This window comes from Pseudomonas chlororaphis (assembly GCA_001023535.1).
Classification (GTDB): domain Bacteria; phylum Pseudomonadota; class Gammaproteobacteria; order Pseudomonadales; family Pseudomonadaceae; genus Aquipseudomonas; species Aquipseudomonas chlororaphis_E.
Genome location: CP011020.1, coordinates 1,040,434 through 1,057,932, shown reverse-complemented (window position 1 = coordinate 1,057,932; position 17,499 = coordinate 1,040,434). Strand labels below are relative to the sequence as shown.

Below are 17,499 nucleotides of genomic sequence, written 5' to 3'. Positions count from 1 at the left end.
GCTGCAAATGCCCGTCAACCGAGTTGAAATCTCCCTGTGTTGGCACTCAAGGCCTGGCTTCCCTGGCTCAGGGTGTCTGCTGCCAGGTTCACCGCGCGGGCGCCTTCCAGGAGGCGCATCGCAGCCTGGTCGACTTGCTGGATATTACCGCTGACCTCGTCGGCAGTGCTGGCCTGTTCATCCACGGCGGTGGCGATTTGCGCCAGGGTATCGGTGACGCTCTGCACGGCGCTGGCAATTTCCCCCAGGCGTTCGCCCAGGCCGGTGACGGCTTGCGCATCGGTCTGGGCCTGGCCACAGGCCGCTTCCATCAGGCTGACCGCTTCGTCGACCGTGGCGCGCAGGCTGTCGACGGTGGCGGCAATCTGTTGCGTGGACGACTGGGTCCGTTGCGACAGGCTGCGGACCTCGTCGGCCACCACGGCGAAACCACGGCCCTGTTCCCCGGCGCGAGCGGCCTCGATGGCGGCGTTGAGGGCCAGCAGGTTGGTTTGTTCGGCCACGCCGCGGATGGTGTCGACCACCAGTTGGATCTGTTGCCCCTGCTCGCTGACCCGGCCCAGCGCGGCGGCGGTGTCGTTCAGGCGCTGGTTGAGTTGCTGGATGCTCGTGGTGGTGCGCTGGCTGTCGCGGCTGCTGTCGGTGGCGATGCGTCGGGTTTGCTGGGCGCTGTCGGAGGCCTGCTCACAACTTTTCGCGACGCCCTGGGACGTCGCCGCCAGTTGTGTGGCCGCGGCGGCAATCTGGCTGATCTGCATCTGCTGGGCTTCGACTTCGCCCAAGGCACCGCTGGAGTGGGTGTTGAGGGTGCGCACGGCATTGCTCAACTGCAACGTCTCGTGGTCCACCCCCAGCAGGCTGTTGCGCAACTGCACCACGGCGACGTTGAGCGCGGTGCTGATGGCCGCCAGTTCGTCGCGTCCTTGAACCGGCACTTGCAGGCTGAGATTGCCGTCACGCAGGGCTTCGGCCAGCAGGGTGATGCCGCTGGCGCTGCGCCGGATCGACGCTTGCAGGCAAACGAACAGGTAGAGCGCCGCCAACAGCAGGCAGCCCAGCACCGTTGCGACCAGGGCGAACTGGCGGACGGCCGAGCCGTGGTAGTGGTCCAGCCGCGTATCCAGGGCCACCAGCGATTGCTGGCGCAGGGTCGCCAGGTCGGCCAGCAGCGTGTCCATGTGTTTCTCGAAGGCGTCCGGCTTGAGCGTGATGGAACCACCGAATACCCCGTCATCCAGCACTTTCAAGCCGGCATCCAGGTTCTTGAGGCTGCCCTGGTACTGGCCGGCCCAGGTCTGCAAATCACTGGGCAGGCGCGTTTCCAGCAGCGCGCCGGTCTTGACCAGTTGGTCCCGGGCGTCGCCGATGCGGCTGCGCAGGTCTCGCAGTTGCAGGCGGCTCTGCAAGGAGAACTGACCCGATACCACCGAAGCCTGGCCGACGCTGGTCAGGCGACCGACCCGTTCGATCAGATCCGGGGTCTGCTGGGTGGAGATCTGGGTCAACAGATAGGTTTCCAGCCAGGAGGCGAGGTTCAGGCGGTTGTCCATCACCATCTGCTCACGCAACGCTTGCAGGGAACTGAGGGCGGCGGTGAAACGATCATAGCCGTCCGGCCACCAGCCCACGGCACCGAGGCTTTTCGAATCCAGGCCGTTGAGGCTGTTGTGCAGGGCCTGGAAGCGGGCGAGGGTGTCGGCCTCGGCACCTTCGGCTTGCAAGGTGGCGCCCAGGTCATTGGCGGCCTGGACGAGGGCCGGTTGCACGGCATCGAACGCCGCCATGGCCGCCAGCGTCGCCGGGGTCGGTTGACGATTGGTTTCCGTGGCGCGCCAACGCGCCGCACGGTTGCGCTGGGCGGTGAGCAGATTGTCCAGGTTGTCCAGGGCCAGCAATTGGCGTACCCCGGCGCGCTCCCCGGAAATCAGGCTGAGCTTGTCCCGATAATCCTGGCCGATGAGCCACAGACTGCCCATGAGCGGCAGGATGAAAAGCAGGAAAAGCAGTTGGAATTTACGGGCGAAGCCGAAACGCCCCAACAATCTGATGCCCGGTGATAGAAAAGCCTGCATGCCCATACTCCCCTGAACACCTGTGCACTGTTTTTGTGCGTTTTTACACGCGTGCTGAAACAGGTGCCCTTTTAAAAGGCCTCGAAAGTTTGTCCAAATCGGCTCTGTAGGCCAGCTCTGTAGCGAAACTTCCCATTCTCGGTCCCCTTTGTAAGGGGCCGCGTTGTAGAGCATTTACAAGGCAAGATTCAGACCATGGCGTTGGGCTATCACCCTGTTTGCAGGGCATTTCTTTCCAGAGCTGTTGCACCTCGATGGGCCACCTCATCGCACTGAAAAATGGCACTCTGGATGAGCGAGCCCGCTTCCCACGAAATGACCCGCTGAACCAGCGTCGCCAACCGGTACCGTCGCCTTCGCGAGCAGGTCCACTTCCCTGTGCAATTGCGACCAAAGTACTGATTTATATAAGTCCTAAGTTGATGTTGTAGAAATAAGGCCCGTGTTAATTTGCCGCCGTGGTTATGGGTATGAATGGATTCTGCGGCCTTATTCAAAGGTGACTTGTGCTTACAGCAAAAGCAGGCGTTCACATTCTTGCCCCTGATCGCCCTTGTTCCTCAAGATAAGGCCCTCGGTTTGATTCGAATAGCGCGTCCAGCGCGCAAGCGCAAAGCTGGATTCGTGCCCCGACCCGCCACGTTGAAATGTTCCTGGATAGCTGTATTGCCGCGCTCTGCAAGGCATTCGCCTGGGCGTCGCACAAGCAGCAGCGATCGATTGTTATTTGCTACGTCGTGCACAAGTTGGAATGCCGCCGTCGTTGACGCTGGCCCTTTATAGAATCAGCAGGGGTTGATATGAAGTTCAAGTCATTGCAGGCACGTATTTGTGTCACGGCGGGCGTATGCCTGTTCATCTCGTCGATCAGTCTGGTTGTCTACGGGCTCTTTTCCGCTCGTTCCAATGAGCAGTATGTTTCTAACGAAGTGACGACGTTGATTGAAAAATCAACGATCCGGGAAATTCAGAACCTGGCCGGATCCCGGGCCAACGCCATCCAGGCCAAGTTGCAAAATGCCTTGGATGCGGCCCGCACCATGGCCAACACCTTTGCTGCCAGCAAGGCATCTCAGAGCCCGCTGGTGCTGGGGCGCGATCAGGTCAACACCATCTTGCTCAGTGTTCTCAAGGACAACCCCGAGTTCAATGGCACCTATTCCTGCTGGGAGCCGGATGCGCTGGATGGGCAGGATCTCGCGTTCCGTAATGAACGTGATGGCAACAACCCACTGACGGGACGTTTCACGCCTTACTGGACACGCAGCGCCGACGGCCATGTCGCGGTGCAACCCCTGGTGGAATACGACTCGGCAGACCGCCATCCCAACGGCGTGCCCAAGGGAGGGTGGTACAGCGGCCCGCGCGACACCCTGAAGGAAAGCGTGTTGGACCCTATCCCTTACGTGGTCCAGGGCAAGAACGTCTGGCTGACCACCTTATCGGTGCCGATCGTGTCCGACGGCAAGTTCCGTGGCGTAGTGGGGGCGGACTTCGACATCGCTTTTATCCAGAAACTCAGCGAGCAGATGTCTGCCGACCTCTACGGCGGCAAGGGCTCCGTATCGATCATGAGCAACCAAGGGCTAGTGGTTGCCGACAGCCAGCGTACCGAACTGATCGGGCAGCCCATCAAAACGCTGTTGCCCGACTCTTGGGAAAAAGTGTTACGCGATATCCAGAGTGGTCGGGGTGACGGCCAGCTCAATACGCAAACGCAGAACATCGAAGTGTTGATGCCCATTGAGCTGGGGCGCACAGGCAAGCCGTGGGCGGTGCTCATCCGGCTGCCCAAGGCGGTGGTCATGAGCCAGGCCATCGCCCTGGAGCAGGAGTTGCAGTCGCGCAGTATCAGCAACAGCATCTGGCAAGTGTCGGTGGGGTTGGGTATTTCCCTGCTGGCCCTGGCGGCCCTGTGGCTGGCCGCGGCCAAGATCGTCGGGCCGATTCGCGAGGCCGCGGCCCTGGCCGCCAACATCAGCCTGGGGGATTTCTCCCGGCGCCTGGTGCAGAAATCCGAAGACGAAGTCGGGCAACTGTCGATTGCCCTCAATGACATGTCCGAGAGCCTGCAACGGCAGGTCAGGGTGGCCGAACGCATCTCCGAAGGCGACCTGGATCTGGAGGTCCGGCTGTCCTCGCCCCACGATACCCTTGGCAAATCGCTGGAGAAGATGGTCGGCAACCTCAACCAGTTGATCTGCGAAGTCCAGGCCAGCGCCACGCAAATCAGCGGCAGTTCGGCGCAGGTCACCGACCTGAGTCAATCCTTGTCCGAGGGGGCTTCCAATTCCGCTTCGTCGATCACCGAGATCAGCGCCGTGATGACGCAAATGGCTGCCCAGACCCGGGACAACGCCGCCAACGCCAAGAAAGCCGACGAGCAGTCCCAGGCGTCCCGCGCCGATGCCGGAGAAAGCGACAAGCTGATGAGCGAGTTGATTGCCGCGATGGCCGACATCGACAGTTCGGGCAAGGACATCACGGCAATCATCACCACCATCGACAACATTGCCGCGCAAACCAACCTGCTGGCGTTGAACGCAGCCATCGAGGCCGCCCGGGCTGGTGAGCTCGGGCGTGGTTTTGCCGTCGTGGCGGACGAGGTACGCAGCCTGGCCGCCCGCAGTGCCGAAGCTGCACAGCAGACGGCGGCGCTGATTGCCGATTCGTCCGGCAAGACCCAACGCGGCATGGTCATTGCCGGCCGGACCGCCGAATCCCTCAAGAACATCGTCCATGGCACCAGTTCGGTCTCCAACCTCGTCTCGCTGATCTACCAGGCGTCCAGCGAGCAGGCCTCGGGCTTGCAGCAGGCCAGCGTCGGGTTGGAACAGATCGATGAAGTGACGCAGAAAAACCAGTCCAACTCACAGGAATGCGCAACGGCGGCCAAGGACCTGTCGGAGCGGGCCGGCGTGATGCAGCGGGTATTGAGTCGCTTCAAGGTCAAGCGCGCCTGAAGGGCGCCAACCGCCCTCTAGCCCAAGCCAAGGGCCTTCGTCCAGACATGACAAAACCCTGCATCGGTGTGCGATGCAGGGTTTTGTCAGATCCTGTAATGATTCCGCTCGTATGACATGTCCTGAAGTTATGTAGGATTTTTATCCCCAATTACTTTCAGGTCGATATGAACGCCCACGTGGAACCTCCCGGCAGCTTGCTCCATTTCAACCCCCGCCTTTTTGCGACGTCTTTTCGAGGGAGTGAATAATCCCCATGGAATGGATCGTCGACCCCACGGCCTGGCTTGGCCTGTTGACCCTGATCGTGCTGGAGCTGGTGCTCGGCATCGATAACCTCGTATTCATTGCCATCCTCGCGGACAAGTTGCCGCCCGAGCAGCGTGATCGTGCCCGGGTGATCGGCCTGTCGCTGGCGTTGTTGATGCGCCTGGGTCTGTTGGCCAGCATTTCCTGGATGGTGACCCTGACCGAACCGTTGTTCGAGGTGTTCGGCAAGACGTTCTCGGGCCGGGACCTGATCATGCTGTTCGGTGGCGTGTTCCTGTTGTTCAAGGCCACCATGGAGTTGCATGAGCGCCTTGAAGGCCATGTGGCGCAACGCTCCGGCAACGCTGCCTATGCGCTGTTCTGGCCGATCGTGGCGCAGATCGTGGTGCTCGATGCGGTCTTTTCGCTGGACGCGGTCATCACCGCCGTGGGGATGGTGGAGCACTTGTCGGTCATGATGATCGCGGTGATTTTCTCCATCGGCCTGATGATCGTTGCCAGCAAGCCGCTGACCCGTTTCGTCAACTCGCACCCCACGGTCATCATGCTCTGCCTGGGCTTCCTGATGATGATCGGTTTCAGCCTCACCGCAGAGGGCCTGGGCTTTCATATCCCGAAAGGCTACCTCTACGCCGCGATTGGTTTCTCGATCCTGATCGAGTTGTTCAACCAGTTGGCGCGGGCGCGTCGCAAGAAGAGCCTGCAAGGTCGCCGGCCGATGCGGGAGCGTACCGCCCATGCGGTGATGCGATTGCTCGGTGGGCAGAAGTTGAGTGCCGAAGAAGTGGGCGAGGAAATCGCCGACATGCTCGCCGGTGACGAGGTCGAGCAGGTGTTCGATCGGCGCGAGCGCGTCATGATCAGTGGCGTGCTGCAGTTGGCGGAGCGCCCGATCCGCACGGTGATGACACCGCGTGCGGAGGTCGACCACATTGACCTGGACGACGCGCCGCAAGCGATCCGTACGAGGTTGATGCATTCGTCGTATTCCCGACTGCCGTTGATTCGGGAAGGGCGCGTGGATGAGCCCTTGGGCTTTATCCACAAGAAGGAATTGCTCAAGGAAATGCTCGCCGGCAATCCGCCCAACCTGGAAGCCATGGCGCGCCAGGCCATCAACCTGCTGGACAGCTTCACGATCCTCAACGCGTTGGAGCAGATGCGCAAGGCGTCCACCCACATTGCGTTCGTGGTGAACGAATTCGGCGACTTCATCGGCCTGCTCACCATGACCGACATCCTCGAATCCATCGCCGGCGAGCTGCCGGACGCCAGTGAAATCGAAGGGCCGAACATCGTCGCGCAGGACGATGGCTATCTGGTCAGCGGTGCGCTGAATCTTAGCCAGATCCGCGAGCACGTCGATTTCCAGGCGCAAGCGACCGATGATTACCAGACACTCGCCGGGTGGGTCATGAGCCTGCTGGATCGCTTGCCAGTCATCGGCGACCAATTGCATTGGGAGGGGTGGAACGTGACCGTCGTGGAGGTGCAGGAGCGTCGCGTTACGCGGGTCCTGATGCGCAGGGACGCGTAGGCGCCAGGGGCTGACGGGCAGGTGCTTGGCGAAATGCTTGCCGAGGGTGCGACAGCGTGACACTTCTTGTTATCCTGACGGCCCTCTTTCAAGGACGATTGCGAGACAATCATGGCTAACGACTCTTCGTCACCCATCGGGAAGGTATTGCTGGGCCTGCTGTTTGCCCTGATCGGTATCGGCCTGTTGGTCATCACGGTCAATCTCACCCTTGAGCGCCGCGAGTTTCTCGCGCGCGCACAGATCGCCGACGGTGTCGTCAGCCGCCTGAATGCCGGCGGCTCGCACCCTGAGATCGCCTTCACCAGCGCCAGCGGTGAAAAAATATCCTATCCCCAGGGCGGCTTTATCTTTGGCTACCAGCAGGATCAGGCTGTGCGCGTGCATTACCTGCCCGAGCAGCCGGCCGGCAGCGCCATCGTCGATGACCTGGGGGCGCTGTGGGGTACTTCGGCGGTCCTGGGCGCGATCGGCCTGGTGTTCTCCCTCGTCGGCCTGGCCAGCGTCTTGCGTCAGCGCGGCCGCGGTGCGGTTCATTCACATAAAGGATTTTGAACGTATGAGCTACAACATCCCAATCCCGGTCAATGAAAGTCGCTGGCAATACCAGACCGCCAGCGGTGGCGGCGTCACCGTGGCGATCGTGGCGGGCAGTGGCGGTTCGATCATCCTGCGTTCGCCAGAGGGCAAGGACGTCAGCTACTGCTACGGCGGTGTTGGCCTGGGCGTCGGGTTTGGTGCGCGGCTGCCACGCTTCGGCAAGGTCAATTTGCAGATCAAGGGCAAGAGCGTGGGCGCGGCCGGCGCGGCAGAGGCCTTTCCCAGCACTGGCAAGGTGTTTGTCAGCGATGCCTTGGCCAGCCGTGACCTGACCGACGACGACATCACCGGACCTTGCCTGTACACCGAGGTGGGCGCAGGCCTGGTGGTCGGTGGTTCGGCCACCGCCCTGTTGTTCGGGCTCGATCCCAAGCTGCTGGCCTTGTCAGTGGCGATGAGCTCCACTCCGGCCACCTCGCTGATCGCCCATAGCACAGTCAACCGCCAGCTGTTGCAGTCGGCCAAGGGCGCGTTGGTCATGGCGGGCATGAACGCCGGCGTGCAGGCCGGTGGCGGCGCGGCCGTCTACATGGGCTATTTGTTCTAGCCCCGCGATTCAACGAGCATTACCCAGGGCCGGTTGATACCCGCCCACAAAAAAGCCGCGAATCAACGCGGCTTTTTTGTGGGCGACTACAGGGTACCGCATGCCAGGCCCGGCTCCTGAGCTCACCAGCGAAGCCAACCGGCCAGCACACGCCGCTCGTCGAGTGGGGCGCGTCGGCGCGTCGGGGCAGCGTGCAAATCCTGAACCCTTTACTAAAGTCACGGGTCCAGCTCCCCCTTAAAGGATTAAGCCATGGCAACCGCCGACAGTACGACGGAAAGTACCCATACCGTGAGAACGGGTCCTGGCACTGTCCAGGTCGATCTCAACGGCCTGTTCGACGATAACCAGAGCATCATTATCCAACCGGACGGCAAGATACTGATTGGCGGCTATACCGAATACCTAGCCTGGGGATACCCCGGGGCGCCCGGCGAGGAAAGCTACGGTTACGAACAGAACCACTGCGTTGTTCGCCTGAACGCCGATGGCAGCCTGGACACCGGCTTCCATGACGCAGGCATCGACATTGTCCCTGCCGCGATAGCCCCGGCGTCGCGCTACGAGCTGACGGCGGTGCAGTCCGATGGCAAGGTGCTTGTCGCCGTGGCGCTGAATACCGGTATACAGGTGGAGCGCTACAACAGCGATGGGACGCGCGATGCAACCTTTGGCCAGGGCGGTGTCATGACGGTCGGCATCAGCCATGACTTCAAGGATATCGACCTGACGGCCAATACCGATGGCACCTTCCAGGTCAGTGCCCGCGGGTTTGACCAGGCCACCGTGACGAGGGTCGGCGACGATGGCACGTTCGTCGATGGCTTTGGCGACAAAGGCGTGCTGACAGTGAACATCCCCGCCGACCCGTACTACAACGGAGGGATTTCGACGGCGGTGCAGGCCGACGGCGGTGTCGTGGTCGCAGCGGCCTACAATGCGGCCGGCATGGGAGAACCGACGTACGCCCTGCAGCGCTTCACCCCTGATGGTCAGCGGGACAGCCATTTCGGTGACAACGGCGTCCTTTACCTGAGCCCCGCCATGGGCTTCGGCGAAGACTCGGTGGTTACCCTGCAGGCGGACGGCAAGATCATTGTCATGGGCTATGTCGCAGGCGACCCCTGGGCTACCGTGGCACGGCTTAACGCTGACGGTTCCTTTGATACCGGCTTTGGTGCCCATGGCAAGGTGACCTTCGAGGCGGACACGCCGGTGGCCTTGGCGGTACAAGCCGATGGCAAGATCGTGGCTGCCGGCACGAGCAGCGGGGACTTCAGCGTCATTCGCTTGAACGCGGATGGCAGCGTAGATACCGGCTTCGGCAGCCAGGATGGCAATCTTCATGTGGAGGGGGGCGCCGGCGAGGAAATCCTGCAAGGCTCCGATGCCGCCGAGATCATCCACGGCCTGGCGGGCGACGATGTGCTCCAGGGCAATGGCGGGCGCGATCTTCTGCAAGGGGGCGCTGGCGCTGACATCTTCCGTTTTACCGAACTGAGCGACAGCTTCCGTACCGATACGCAAAACAGCAGCGACCGGATCCTGGACTTCGATGCCTTTCAGGATCGCATCGACCTTATAGGCCTGGGCTTCATCGGCATCGGCAATGGTCACGACGCAACCTTGGCCGTGGTGGCCAGCGCCGACGGCACGCGCACCTACCTCAAGAGCTTCGATGCCGACGCCGCTGGGCAGCGGTTTGAGTTGGCCCTGGACGGCAATTGGGTGGGGCAGTTGAACGGCACCCACCTGGTGTTCACCGCGCCCACTGTAGAAGGTTCGGCTACCCAAGACACGATCACCGGTTCTGCCTTGTCGGAAATCATCTATGGCCTGGACGGTAATGATCGCATCAACGGCGGTGCGGGCGCAGATGTCATCATCGGCGGCAGGGGCGCTGACCGCCTCAACGGCGGCGACAGAACCGACCTCTCTCTCTGGACCGATCATCAGCAGAACGCCGACATTTTCCGCTATACCTCCACCGAGGACAGCTATCGCACGGACAGCCAGAGCTTCACCGACCTTATCGAAGGCTTCACGGTCGACGACAGGATCGATGTATCGGCGCTGGGCTATACCGGCTTCGGAGAGGGGACGGGCACGACGCTGAAGGTGGTTTACAACCAAGCATCGGATCGCACCTACCTGAAGGATGTAGAGGCGGATGCACAGGGCCACTGGTTCCAGATCGGCCTTGCTGGAGACTGGCGGGAAAGCCTTGACGAGGACCACATGATCTTCGCGCCTGATGCCGGGGTAGGGATGGTTGGCGTCGCGCCAGAGGTCGATCCAGGGCATCTGTTGACCTGATGCCTGCTCGAGACGGTCGCGTGGCGGTGGGTTGGCTGCCACGCGATGGCTTCATCCCTGTCGCCAGACAGCGAAAAGCCCCAATGAAGGGGCTTTTCAAACAGCAGCAGAGCTTTTTCCTACTTCCGATTACGCAAGCAGGCAGGCATTAGACGTTGAAGCGGAAGTGCATCACGTCGCCGTCCTTGACCACGTATTCCTTGCCTTCCAGGCGCCATTTGCCGGCTTCCTTGGCACCGGCCTCACCCTTGAACTGGATGAAGTCGTTGTAGGCGATGACTTCGGCGCGGATAAAGCCTTTTTCGAAGTCGGTGTGGATCACGCCAGCGGCTTGCGGAGCGGTGGCACCGACGCGGACGGTCCAGGCGCGGACTTCTTCGACACCAGCGGTGAAGTAGGTCTGCAGGTGAAGCATCTCGTAACCGGCACGGATCACGCGGTTCAGGCCCGGCTCTTCCAGGCCGAGGGCTTCAAGGAACATGTCCTTCTCTTCGCCGTCGTCCAGCTCGGCGATTTCCGCTTCGATCTTGTTGCAGACCGGAACGACCACGGCGCCTTCTTCTTCGGCGATGGCCTTGACCACGTCCAGGTGCGGGTTGTTTTCGAAGCCGTCTTCAGCGACGTTGGCGATGTACATCACCGGCTTGGTGGTCAGCAGGTGGAAGCCCTTGATCACCTGCTTCTCGTCGGCGCCCATGTTTTTCATCAGGCTGCGCGCAGGCTTGCCTTCGGTGAAGTGGGCGATCAGTTGCTCCAGCAGGCCTTTCTGGACCACGGCGTCCTTGTCGCCACCCTTGGCGTTGCGGGCGACTTTCTGCAGTTGCTTCTCGCAGCTGTCGAGGTCGGCGAAGATCAGTTCCAGGTCGATGATCTCAATGTCGCGTTTCGGGTCGACGCTGTTGGAGACGTGAATCACGTTCTCGTCTTCGAAGCAGCGCACCACGTGGGCGATGGCATCGGTTTCACGGATGTTGGCCAGGAACTTGTTGCCCAGGCCTTCGCCTTTCGAAGCACCGGCCACCAGGCCCGCGATGTCGACGAATTCCATGGTGGTCGGCAGGATGCGCTTGGGATTGACGATTGCCGCCAGGGCGTCCAGGCGCGCATCGGGCATCGGCACGATGCCGCTGTTCGGCTCGATGGTGCAGAAGGGGAAGTTCTCGGCCGCGATACCGGATTTGGTCAGGGCGTTGAACAGGGTGGACTTACCGACGTTAGGCAGGCCGACGATGCCGCAATTGAATCCCATGGTGTTTCCCCGAGGAGTGAGTGTCAGGCCTTCTGGCTGTGCAGGTTTTTCATCGCGCGGTTCCATTCACCGGCGAGGATATCCGGCAGCACGCCGAGGGCAAAGTCGATGCTGGCATCGAGTTTTTCCTGTTCGGCGCGAGGCGCACGACCCAGGACAAAGTTTGAAACCATGCTGGCAACGCCCGGGTGGCCAATGCCGAGCCGCAGGCGGTAAAAGGTATTCTGATTGCCCAGTTGCGCGATGATGTCGCGCAACCCGTTGTGACCGCCGTGGCCGCCGCCCTGCTTGAGCTTGGCAACGCCCGGAGGCAGGTCGAGTTCGTCGTGGGCCACCAGGATTTCTTCCGGCTTGATGCGAAAGAAACCAGCCAATGCCGCCACGGCCTGGCCGCTACGGTTCATGTAGGTGGTGGGAATCAACAGGCGAACATCCTGACCCTGGTGCGAGAAGCGCCCGGTCAGGCCGAAATATTTGCGATCGGCTGCCAGGCTGACGCCTTGTGCGTGCGCGATGCGCTCAACAAAAAGGGCCCCTGCGTTATGCCGGGTCTGTTCGTATTCAGCGCCTGGATTTCCCAAGCCAACGATCAGTTTTATGGCAGTCACGATAGGGGCCCTTCCTGGAGTGTGGATAACGTCGCGGTCAGTTCGAAGCGACAGTGGATGAACAGTGCGGATCTACCGTTAAGTAAACTTCGCGTTCTCGCCCGCTGTCTCGCTACGTTCCAGTCCGCGATGGTTCCGGTCACTCCGGCGACAGAGTGAAATTACTCTGCAGCGCCTTCTTCGGTAGCTTCTGGAGCAACACGTGGAGCGTGGACGTTGGCAACAGCCTTGTCATCGCCGTGTGCCAGGGCAACAAACTCAACGCCTTTAGGGGCCTTGAGGTCGGACAGGTGAATGATCGTGCCGATTTCGGCGTCAGCCAGGTCGACTTCGATGAATTCAGGCAGGTCTTTCGGCAGGCAGGACACTTCGATTTCCGAAGTCACGTGCGAGATTTCGCCGCCTTTCTTGACCGGAGCAGCTTCGTTGATGAAGTGCACTGGAACAACAGCAGTCAGCTTCTGACCGGCAACAACGCGGACGAAGTCGGCGTGCAGCACGTGGCCTTTGGCTGGGTGGCGTTGCAGGGCCTTGATCACGACGTTCTGCTTGGAACCACCTACGTTCAGCTCGATGATGTGGCTGTAGGCCGCTTCGTTTTCGAGCAGTTTGGCAACGTCTTTGGCCAGCATGCTGATGGACTCAGGGGCTTTGTCGCCACCGTAGACTACAGCTGGAACCAGGCTTGCGAGACGACGCAGGCGGCGGCTCGCACCTTTCCCCAGGTCGGAACGCACTTCAGCATTCAGAGTAAAATCGTTCATGTTGTATCTCCAGGATAACCATACTCGCCCCAGCGTTTGCGACCAGCGCTAAAGGCGATATGGGCAAAAAAGCCCCGCCCCGACAGTGAATGCCGGGGCGGGGCGCTTTTCGTCAACGAGATGTCATCGCGAGGGCAGGGCCCTTAGCGGAACATCGCGCTGATCGATTCTTCATTGCTGATGCGGCGAACCGCTTCGGCAACAACCGGTGCGATATCCAGTTGACGGATACGTGCACAGGCTTGTGCTGCTGCGGACAACGGGATGGTGTTGGTCACCACCAGTTCGTCCAGCACGGAATTTTCAATGTTCTCGATCGCCCGACCCGACAGCACAGGGTGTGTGCAGTAGGCAAAGACCTTGGCTGCGCCGTGCTCTTTCAGGGCCTTGGCCGCGTGGCACAAGGTGCCGGCGGTATCGACCATGTCGTCGACCAGGATACAGGTACGTCCTTCGACGTCGCCGATGATGTGCATCACTTCGGAGTGATTGGCCTTCTCACGACGTTTGTCGATGATACCCAGGTCCACGCCCAGGGATTTGGCAACGGCACGTGCACGCACGACACCGCCAATGTCCGGGGAGACGATCATCAGGTTTTCGAAGCGCTGGTCTTCAATGTCATCCACCAGAACGGGGGAGCCGTAGATGTTGTCCACGGGAATATCGAAGAAGCCCTGGATCTGGTCAGCGTGCAGGTCAACCGTGAGAACACGGTCGATGCCAACGACGGTGAGCATATCAGCCACGACTTTCGCGCTGATGGCCACACGTGCGGAACGCGGACGGCGATCCTGGCGGGCATAACCAAAGTAAGGAATAACAGCAGTGATACGAGTAGCCGAGGAACGGCGGAAGGCATCAGCCATCACGACGAGTTCCATCAGGTTATCGTTGGTCGGAGCGCAGGTCGGCTGAATAATGAAGACGTCTTTACCGCGAACGTTTTCATTGATCTCGGCAGTGATTTCGCCGTCGGAGAACTTACCGACAGAAATGTCACCGAGAGGGATATGCAGCTGACGTACGACACGCCGAGCCAGATCGGGGTTAGCGTTCCCCGTAAAGACCATCATCTTGGACACGCGCAGTACCTGAAGGCTGAGGGTATACCTGGATGAGTATAGGAAAATGGCAGGGGCGGCTGGATTCGAACCAACGCATGGCAGGATCAAAACCTGCTGCCTTACCGCTTGGCGACGCCCCTGTATCTGTTGCTGCGAGTGCCCAGCACTCGATTCCTTTTAGAGCAGACTTTGCAGCTTGCGGTGCAACATCGAAACGTTGCTTCCTTTTGCTACAAACCCTGTAAGGGTCTCTGTAAGAAGGGCCGAGACTTTATCAGCTTCAGCTTTGCTTGGGAAGCCCCCAAACACACAACTTCCAGTTCCGGTGAGTTTTGCTTCGGTAAATTTACCTAACAAATTCAAGGCGTTACGAACATCTGGATAACGCCTCGCTACCACCGGTAAGCAGTCATTTCGACTGTTTCCCTTGGGAACGGGGCGCACTTTAATGGGAGGAGAGTTACGTGTCAACAGTGGATCTGAAAAAATTTCTGCTGTACTTACAGAGACTTGCGGCACCAGTACCAGGTACCAGGGTTCTTCGGGCTCCACTGGCGTGAGTTTTTCCCCGACGCCCTCGGCAAAAGCGGCGTGCCCACGCACGAAAACCGGGACGTCGGCCCCCAGTTCCAGGCCCAGCGCCGCCAGCCGATCGGCGTCCCAACCCAGTTGCCAGAGGTGGTTTAGCCCAAGCAAAGTCGTCGCCGCATTTGAACTGCCGCCGCCGATTCCGCCGCCCATGGGCAGGATTTTTTCGATCCAGATGTCGATGCCCAGCGCGCAGCCGGTTTGTTCCTGGAGTTTTTTCGCGGCCCTGACGATCAGGTTGCTGTCATGGGGCACGCCCTCGAACTCGGTGTGCAGGCGAATCACGCCGTCGTCGCGCACGGCAAAAGTGATCTCGTCACCGTAGTCGAGAAACTGGAAGATCGTTTGCAGTTCGTGATAACCGTCCGGGCGACGCCCGAGGATGTGCAGCATCAGGTTGAGTTTGGCCGGGGAGGGCAGGGTCAGGCGTGAAGCGGTCATGTCATTGCCCCAGCTTGCGCGGCTGCCATTGCTTGATCACCAGCGTCACGTCGAGGTTGCTGCCGTGCAGTTTGATGCGCTCGGGCAGCCAGTAGCCGTTCTGCTGGGCGTAGCTGAGGTATTCGATCTGCCAATCGTCCTGTTCCAGGTTGGACAGGCGGCTGTCGGCGTCAAGGGTCAGGCGACTCTTGCTGTCCGGCGCCGGCAAGCCGCGTACCCACCAGGTCAGGTGGGAAACCGGCAATTTCCAGCCCAGTTGCTCTTCCAGCAAGGCTTCGGGCGTCGGCGCCTCGTAGCGCCCCTGGTTGGCCACTTCCAGCGCCACCTGGCCCGGCCGGCCGGTCAGGCGGGCCGCGCCGCGACCCAGCGGGCCCGACAGGCGAATGTCGTAGTAGTCCTGGCGCTGCAGCCAGAACAGCGTGCCGCTACCCGAATCCTTCGGTGCGCGGATGCCGATCTTGCCGTCGATCTGCCAGCCGTCGAGGCCGCTCAGTTGGGTCTTGTGCTCGCGCCACTGGGCCGGGTTGCCATGGCCCTGGACTGATTCACGGGCACCGAAGCCCGCGCAACCGGCGAGCAGGGCGATGAAGCTGAAAACGATGAAGTGGCGCAAAAACATGGTCTTAGAGGGTCTCTGATCCGGTCAGGCGTTTGATGGTACCGCGCAAGATCGGGCTGTCGGGCTGCTCCTTTAGGAAGCGGCTCCAGATCTGCCGGGCTTCGCGTTGTTTGCCGTTGGCCCACAGGACTTCGCCCAGGTGCGCGGCGACTTCCTGGTCGGGAAAACGCTCCAGGGCCTGGCGCAACAGGCGTTCGGCTTCGTCGAGATTGCCCAGGCGGAAGTTCACCCAACCCAGGCTGTCGAGCACGGCCGGGTCTTCCGGGTTGATCTGGTGGGCCTGTTCGATCAGCAACTTGGCTTCGTCGTAGCGGGTGGTGCGATCCGACAGGGTGTAGCCGAGGGCGTTCAGGGCCATGGCGTTGTCCGGGTCGCGCTGGATGATCAGGCGCAGGTCTTTCTCCATCTGGCCCAGGTCATTGCGTTTTTCCGCCTGCATGGCACGGGTGTACAGCAGGTTCAGGTCATCCGGGTACTGCTTCAAGGCTTGTTGCAGCACATTCCAGGCCTTGTCGCCCTGATTGTTGGCCGACAGGGTCTCGGCTTCGATCAGGTACAGCTGGATGCCGTAGTCCGGTTGGGCGTCGCGCTGCACGGCCAGGCGGCTCTGGGCCTCGCTGGTCTTGCCGTTGCCCATCAGGATATCGGCCTGGCGCAGCTGGGCCGGCAGGTAGTCGTTGCCCGGGCCGACCTGGGCGTATTCGATCAATGCGCTTTCGGGGTCGTTGCGTTCCTCGGCGATGCGTCCCAGGTTCAGGTGGGCCGAATCGACGTGGCTTTCCCTGGCGATCAGGTCTTCCAGATAGCCCCTGGCCTCGTCCCAGGCCTTGGCTTCCAGGCACACCAGCGCCAGGGAATAACGCAAGTCGTCGTCTTCCGGGTACTGCTGGACCAGGCTGGAGAACTCCACCTTGGCGTCGTCCATGCGGTTGTTCTCCACCAGCATGCGGGCGTAGGTGAGGCGCAGGCGTTTGTCGTCCGGGTACTTCTTGATGCTTTTTTCCAGCAGCGGCAGGGCTTCGTCACCGCGATTCAAGCCTTGCAGCAGGCGGGCGCGCAGCAGGATAGGCGCCACTTCGCCGGCTTCCGGCGGGTTGTCTTCCAGCAGGCTGAGGGCACCCTGGGTGTCGCCATCCTGTTGCATCAGCAGGGCCTTGCCAAAAATCAGCTGGCCGTTGTTCGGATGACGCTGCAACAGCCGATCGAAGCTTTTCATCAGGCCGTTGCGGGTTTCCTGGTCGGTGTCGGCTGCCGACAGCGCCAGGAAGTCGAAATGGGTGTCGCCCTTGCCCAGCAGGACTTTCTCCATGTACATCATGGAGTCGTCGTAGCGCCCGGCCCGCGCCAGTTGCACGGCGGCGGCGCGCTGCGCTTCCAGGTCGTCCGGGGCATTCTTGGCCCAGATCAGTGCGGTATCCAGCGCGGGCTGGTCGGCGCCCAGGTACTCGGCGATGCGAAACGCCCGCTCGGAGATGCCCGGGTCCTGGGTATTGATGGCCTGGGTCACATAGTTGTCCAGCGCAATGTCGAAGCGATTGCGCTGGCCTGCCAGTTCGGCGCTCAACAGGCTGAAGATGGTTTCTTCGCTGAACGAGCCGTAGACCTTGGGCTTTTCAGGGGCTTGCGTGCTGTCTTCGACCGGTGGGGAACCGTCTGTCGACACGGGGGCCATGGACTGGCAGCCGCTGAGCAAGGCAAGAGCGAGGAACAACGCGGAAGATCTATTCATATAGGAAGAGGACGACTAACCTGCGGTCGGATCATCATGACACAAGCCTTCGGTCAAACATAACCGCCCCGTCGATTTACGCGCGGGTGTCGGGCGATAGAGATCGAGTGGTTGTTCTGAATCTGGCGA

The 17,499-nt window shown here is 61.0% G+C and carries 13 protein-coding genes and 1 tRNA gene; 5 read left to right on the top strand and 9 right to left on the bottom strand.

The annotated features are described in order from the left end of the window. Window positions 1-14 precede the first annotated feature (14 nt). Complete coding sequence (locus tag VM99_04550; protein AKJ97355.1) at window positions 15-2,072, bottom strand: chemotaxis protein; 2,058 nt, start codon at window positions 2,070-2,072, stop codon at window positions 15-17. 800 nt (window positions 2,073-2,872) lie between these two features. Between VM99_04550 and VM99_04545 the strand changes: the two genes are divergently transcribed. The 5 genes from VM99_04545 (at window position 2,873) to VM99_04525 (ending at window position 10,305) form a co-directional block, all read left to right on the top strand. Further along, the gene (locus VM99_04545; protein ID AKJ97354.1) at window positions 2,873-5,035 is read left to right on the top strand and encodes a chemotaxis protein; all 2,163 of its coding nucleotides are present in this window, start codon (window positions 2,873-2,875) and stop codon (window positions 5,033-5,035) included. 256 nt (window positions 5,036-5,291) lie between these two features. Next, window positions 5,292-6,842 (top strand): membrane protein, encoded by a 1,551-nt coding sequence (locus tag VM99_04540; protein AKJ97353.1) that lies wholly within the window; start codon window positions 5,292-5,294, stop codon window positions 6,840-6,842. A gap of 111 nt (window positions 6,843-6,953) precedes the next feature. After that, window positions 6,954-7,397 (top strand): hypothetical protein, encoded by a 444-nt coding sequence (locus tag VM99_04535; GenBank protein ID AKJ97352.1) that lies wholly within the window; start codon window positions 6,954-6,956, stop codon window positions 7,395-7,397. Window positions 7,398-7,401: 4 nt separating this feature from the next. Beyond that, window positions 7,402-7,989, top strand: a complete 588-nt coding sequence (locus VM99_04530) for a hypothetical protein (protein AKJ97351.1) — start codon at window positions 7,402-7,404, stop codon at window positions 7,987-7,989. A gap of 252 nt (window positions 7,990-8,241) precedes the next feature. Then, window positions 8,242-10,305, top strand: coding sequence for a calcium-binding protein (locus VM99_04525; GenBank protein AKJ97350.1), 2,064 nt, complete (start codon window positions 8,242-8,244; stop codon window positions 10,303-10,305). 148 nt (window positions 10,306-10,453) lie between these two features. Here VM99_04525 and ychF read toward each other — a convergent pair whose 3' ends face one another. The 8 genes from ychF to VM99_04485 all read right to left on the bottom strand — a co-directional run bounded on the left by ychF (window position 10,454) and on the right by VM99_04485 (window position 17,370). Beyond that, window positions 10,454-11,554, bottom strand: coding sequence for a GTP-binding protein (ychF, locus tag VM99_04520; GenBank protein ID AKJ97349.1), 1,101 nt, complete (start codon window positions 11,552-11,554; stop codon window positions 10,454-10,456). Between the two features lie 23 nt (window positions 11,555-11,577). After that, entirely contained in the window at window positions 11,578-12,162 is a 585-nt protein-coding gene (locus tag VM99_04515) for a peptidyl-tRNA hydrolase (protein ID AKJ97348.1), read from the bottom strand. Between the two features lie 161 nt (window positions 12,163-12,323). Next, window positions 12,324-12,926 (bottom strand): 50S ribosomal protein L25, encoded by a 603-nt coding sequence (locus tag VM99_04510; GenBank protein AKJ97347.1) that lies wholly within the window; start codon window positions 12,924-12,926, stop codon window positions 12,324-12,326. A gap of 143 nt (window positions 12,927-13,069) precedes the next feature. Beyond that, complete coding sequence (locus VM99_04505) at window positions 13,070-14,011, bottom strand: ribose-phosphate pyrophosphokinase (GenBank protein ID AKJ97346.1); 942 nt, start codon at window positions 14,009-14,011, stop codon at window positions 13,070-13,072. A 47-nt stretch (window positions 14,012-14,058) separates the two neighbouring features. Beyond that, a tRNA-Gln gene (locus tag VM99_04500) sits at window positions 14,059-14,133 on the bottom strand. Between the two features lie 37 nt (window positions 14,134-14,170). Further along, window positions 14,171-15,022, bottom strand: coding sequence for a kinase (locus tag VM99_04495; GenBank protein ID AKJ97345.1), 852 nt, complete (start codon window positions 15,020-15,022; stop codon window positions 14,171-14,173). A gap of 1 nt (window position 15,023) precedes the next feature. Further along, complete coding sequence (locus tag VM99_04490; GenBank protein AKJ97344.1) at window positions 15,024-15,641, bottom strand: membrane protein; 618 nt, start codon at window positions 15,639-15,641, stop codon at window positions 15,024-15,026. A gap of 4 nt (window positions 15,642-15,645) precedes the next feature. Beyond that, window positions 15,646-17,370 carry a hypothetical protein gene (locus tag VM99_04485; protein AKJ97343.1) on the bottom strand — a complete coding sequence of 575 codons (1,725 nt, stop codon included), beginning with the start codon at window positions 17,368-17,370 and terminating at the stop codon, window positions 15,646-15,648. Between the last annotated feature and the right edge of the window lie 129 nt (window positions 17,371-17,499).

Coding starts and splice junctions, on each gene's coding strand:
- VM99_04550 (AKJ97355.1), bottom strand. CDS start 2,072: ATGCAGGCTTTTCTATCACCGGGCATCAGATTGTTGGGGCGTTTCGGC.
- VM99_04485 (AKJ97343.1), bottom strand. CDS start 17,370: ATGAATAGATCTTCCGCGTTGTTCCTCGCTCTTGCCTTGCTCAGCGGC.
- VM99_04490 (AKJ97344.1), bottom strand. CDS start 15,641: ATGTTTTTGCGCCACTTCATCGTTTTCAGCTTCATCGCCCTGCTCGCC.
- VM99_04510 (AKJ97347.1), bottom strand. CDS start 12,926: ATGAACGATTTTACTCTGAATGCTGAAGTGCGTTCCGACCTGGGGAAA.
- ychF (AKJ97349.1), bottom strand. CDS start 11,554: ATGGGATTCAATTGCGGCATCGTCGGCCTGCCTAACGTCGGTAAGTCC.
- VM99_04540 (AKJ97353.1), top strand. CDS start 5,292: ATGGAATGGATCGTCGACCCCACGGCCTGGCTTGGCCTGTTGACCCTG.
- VM99_04545 (AKJ97354.1), top strand. CDS start 2,873: ATGAAGTTCAAGTCATTGCAGGCACGTATTTGTGTCACGGCGGGCGTA.
- VM99_04495 (AKJ97345.1), bottom strand. CDS start 15,022: ATGACCGCTTCACGCCTGACCCTGCCCTCCCCGGCCAAACTCAACCTG.
- VM99_04530 (AKJ97351.1), top strand. CDS start 7,402: ATGAGCTACAACATCCCAATCCCGGTCAATGAAAGTCGCTGGCAATAC.
- VM99_04525 (AKJ97350.1), top strand. CDS start 8,242: ATGGCAACCGCCGACAGTACGACGGAAAGTACCCATACCGTGAGAACG.
- VM99_04535 (AKJ97352.1), top strand. CDS start 6,954: ATGGCTAACGACTCTTCGTCACCCATCGGGAAGGTATTGCTGGGCCTG.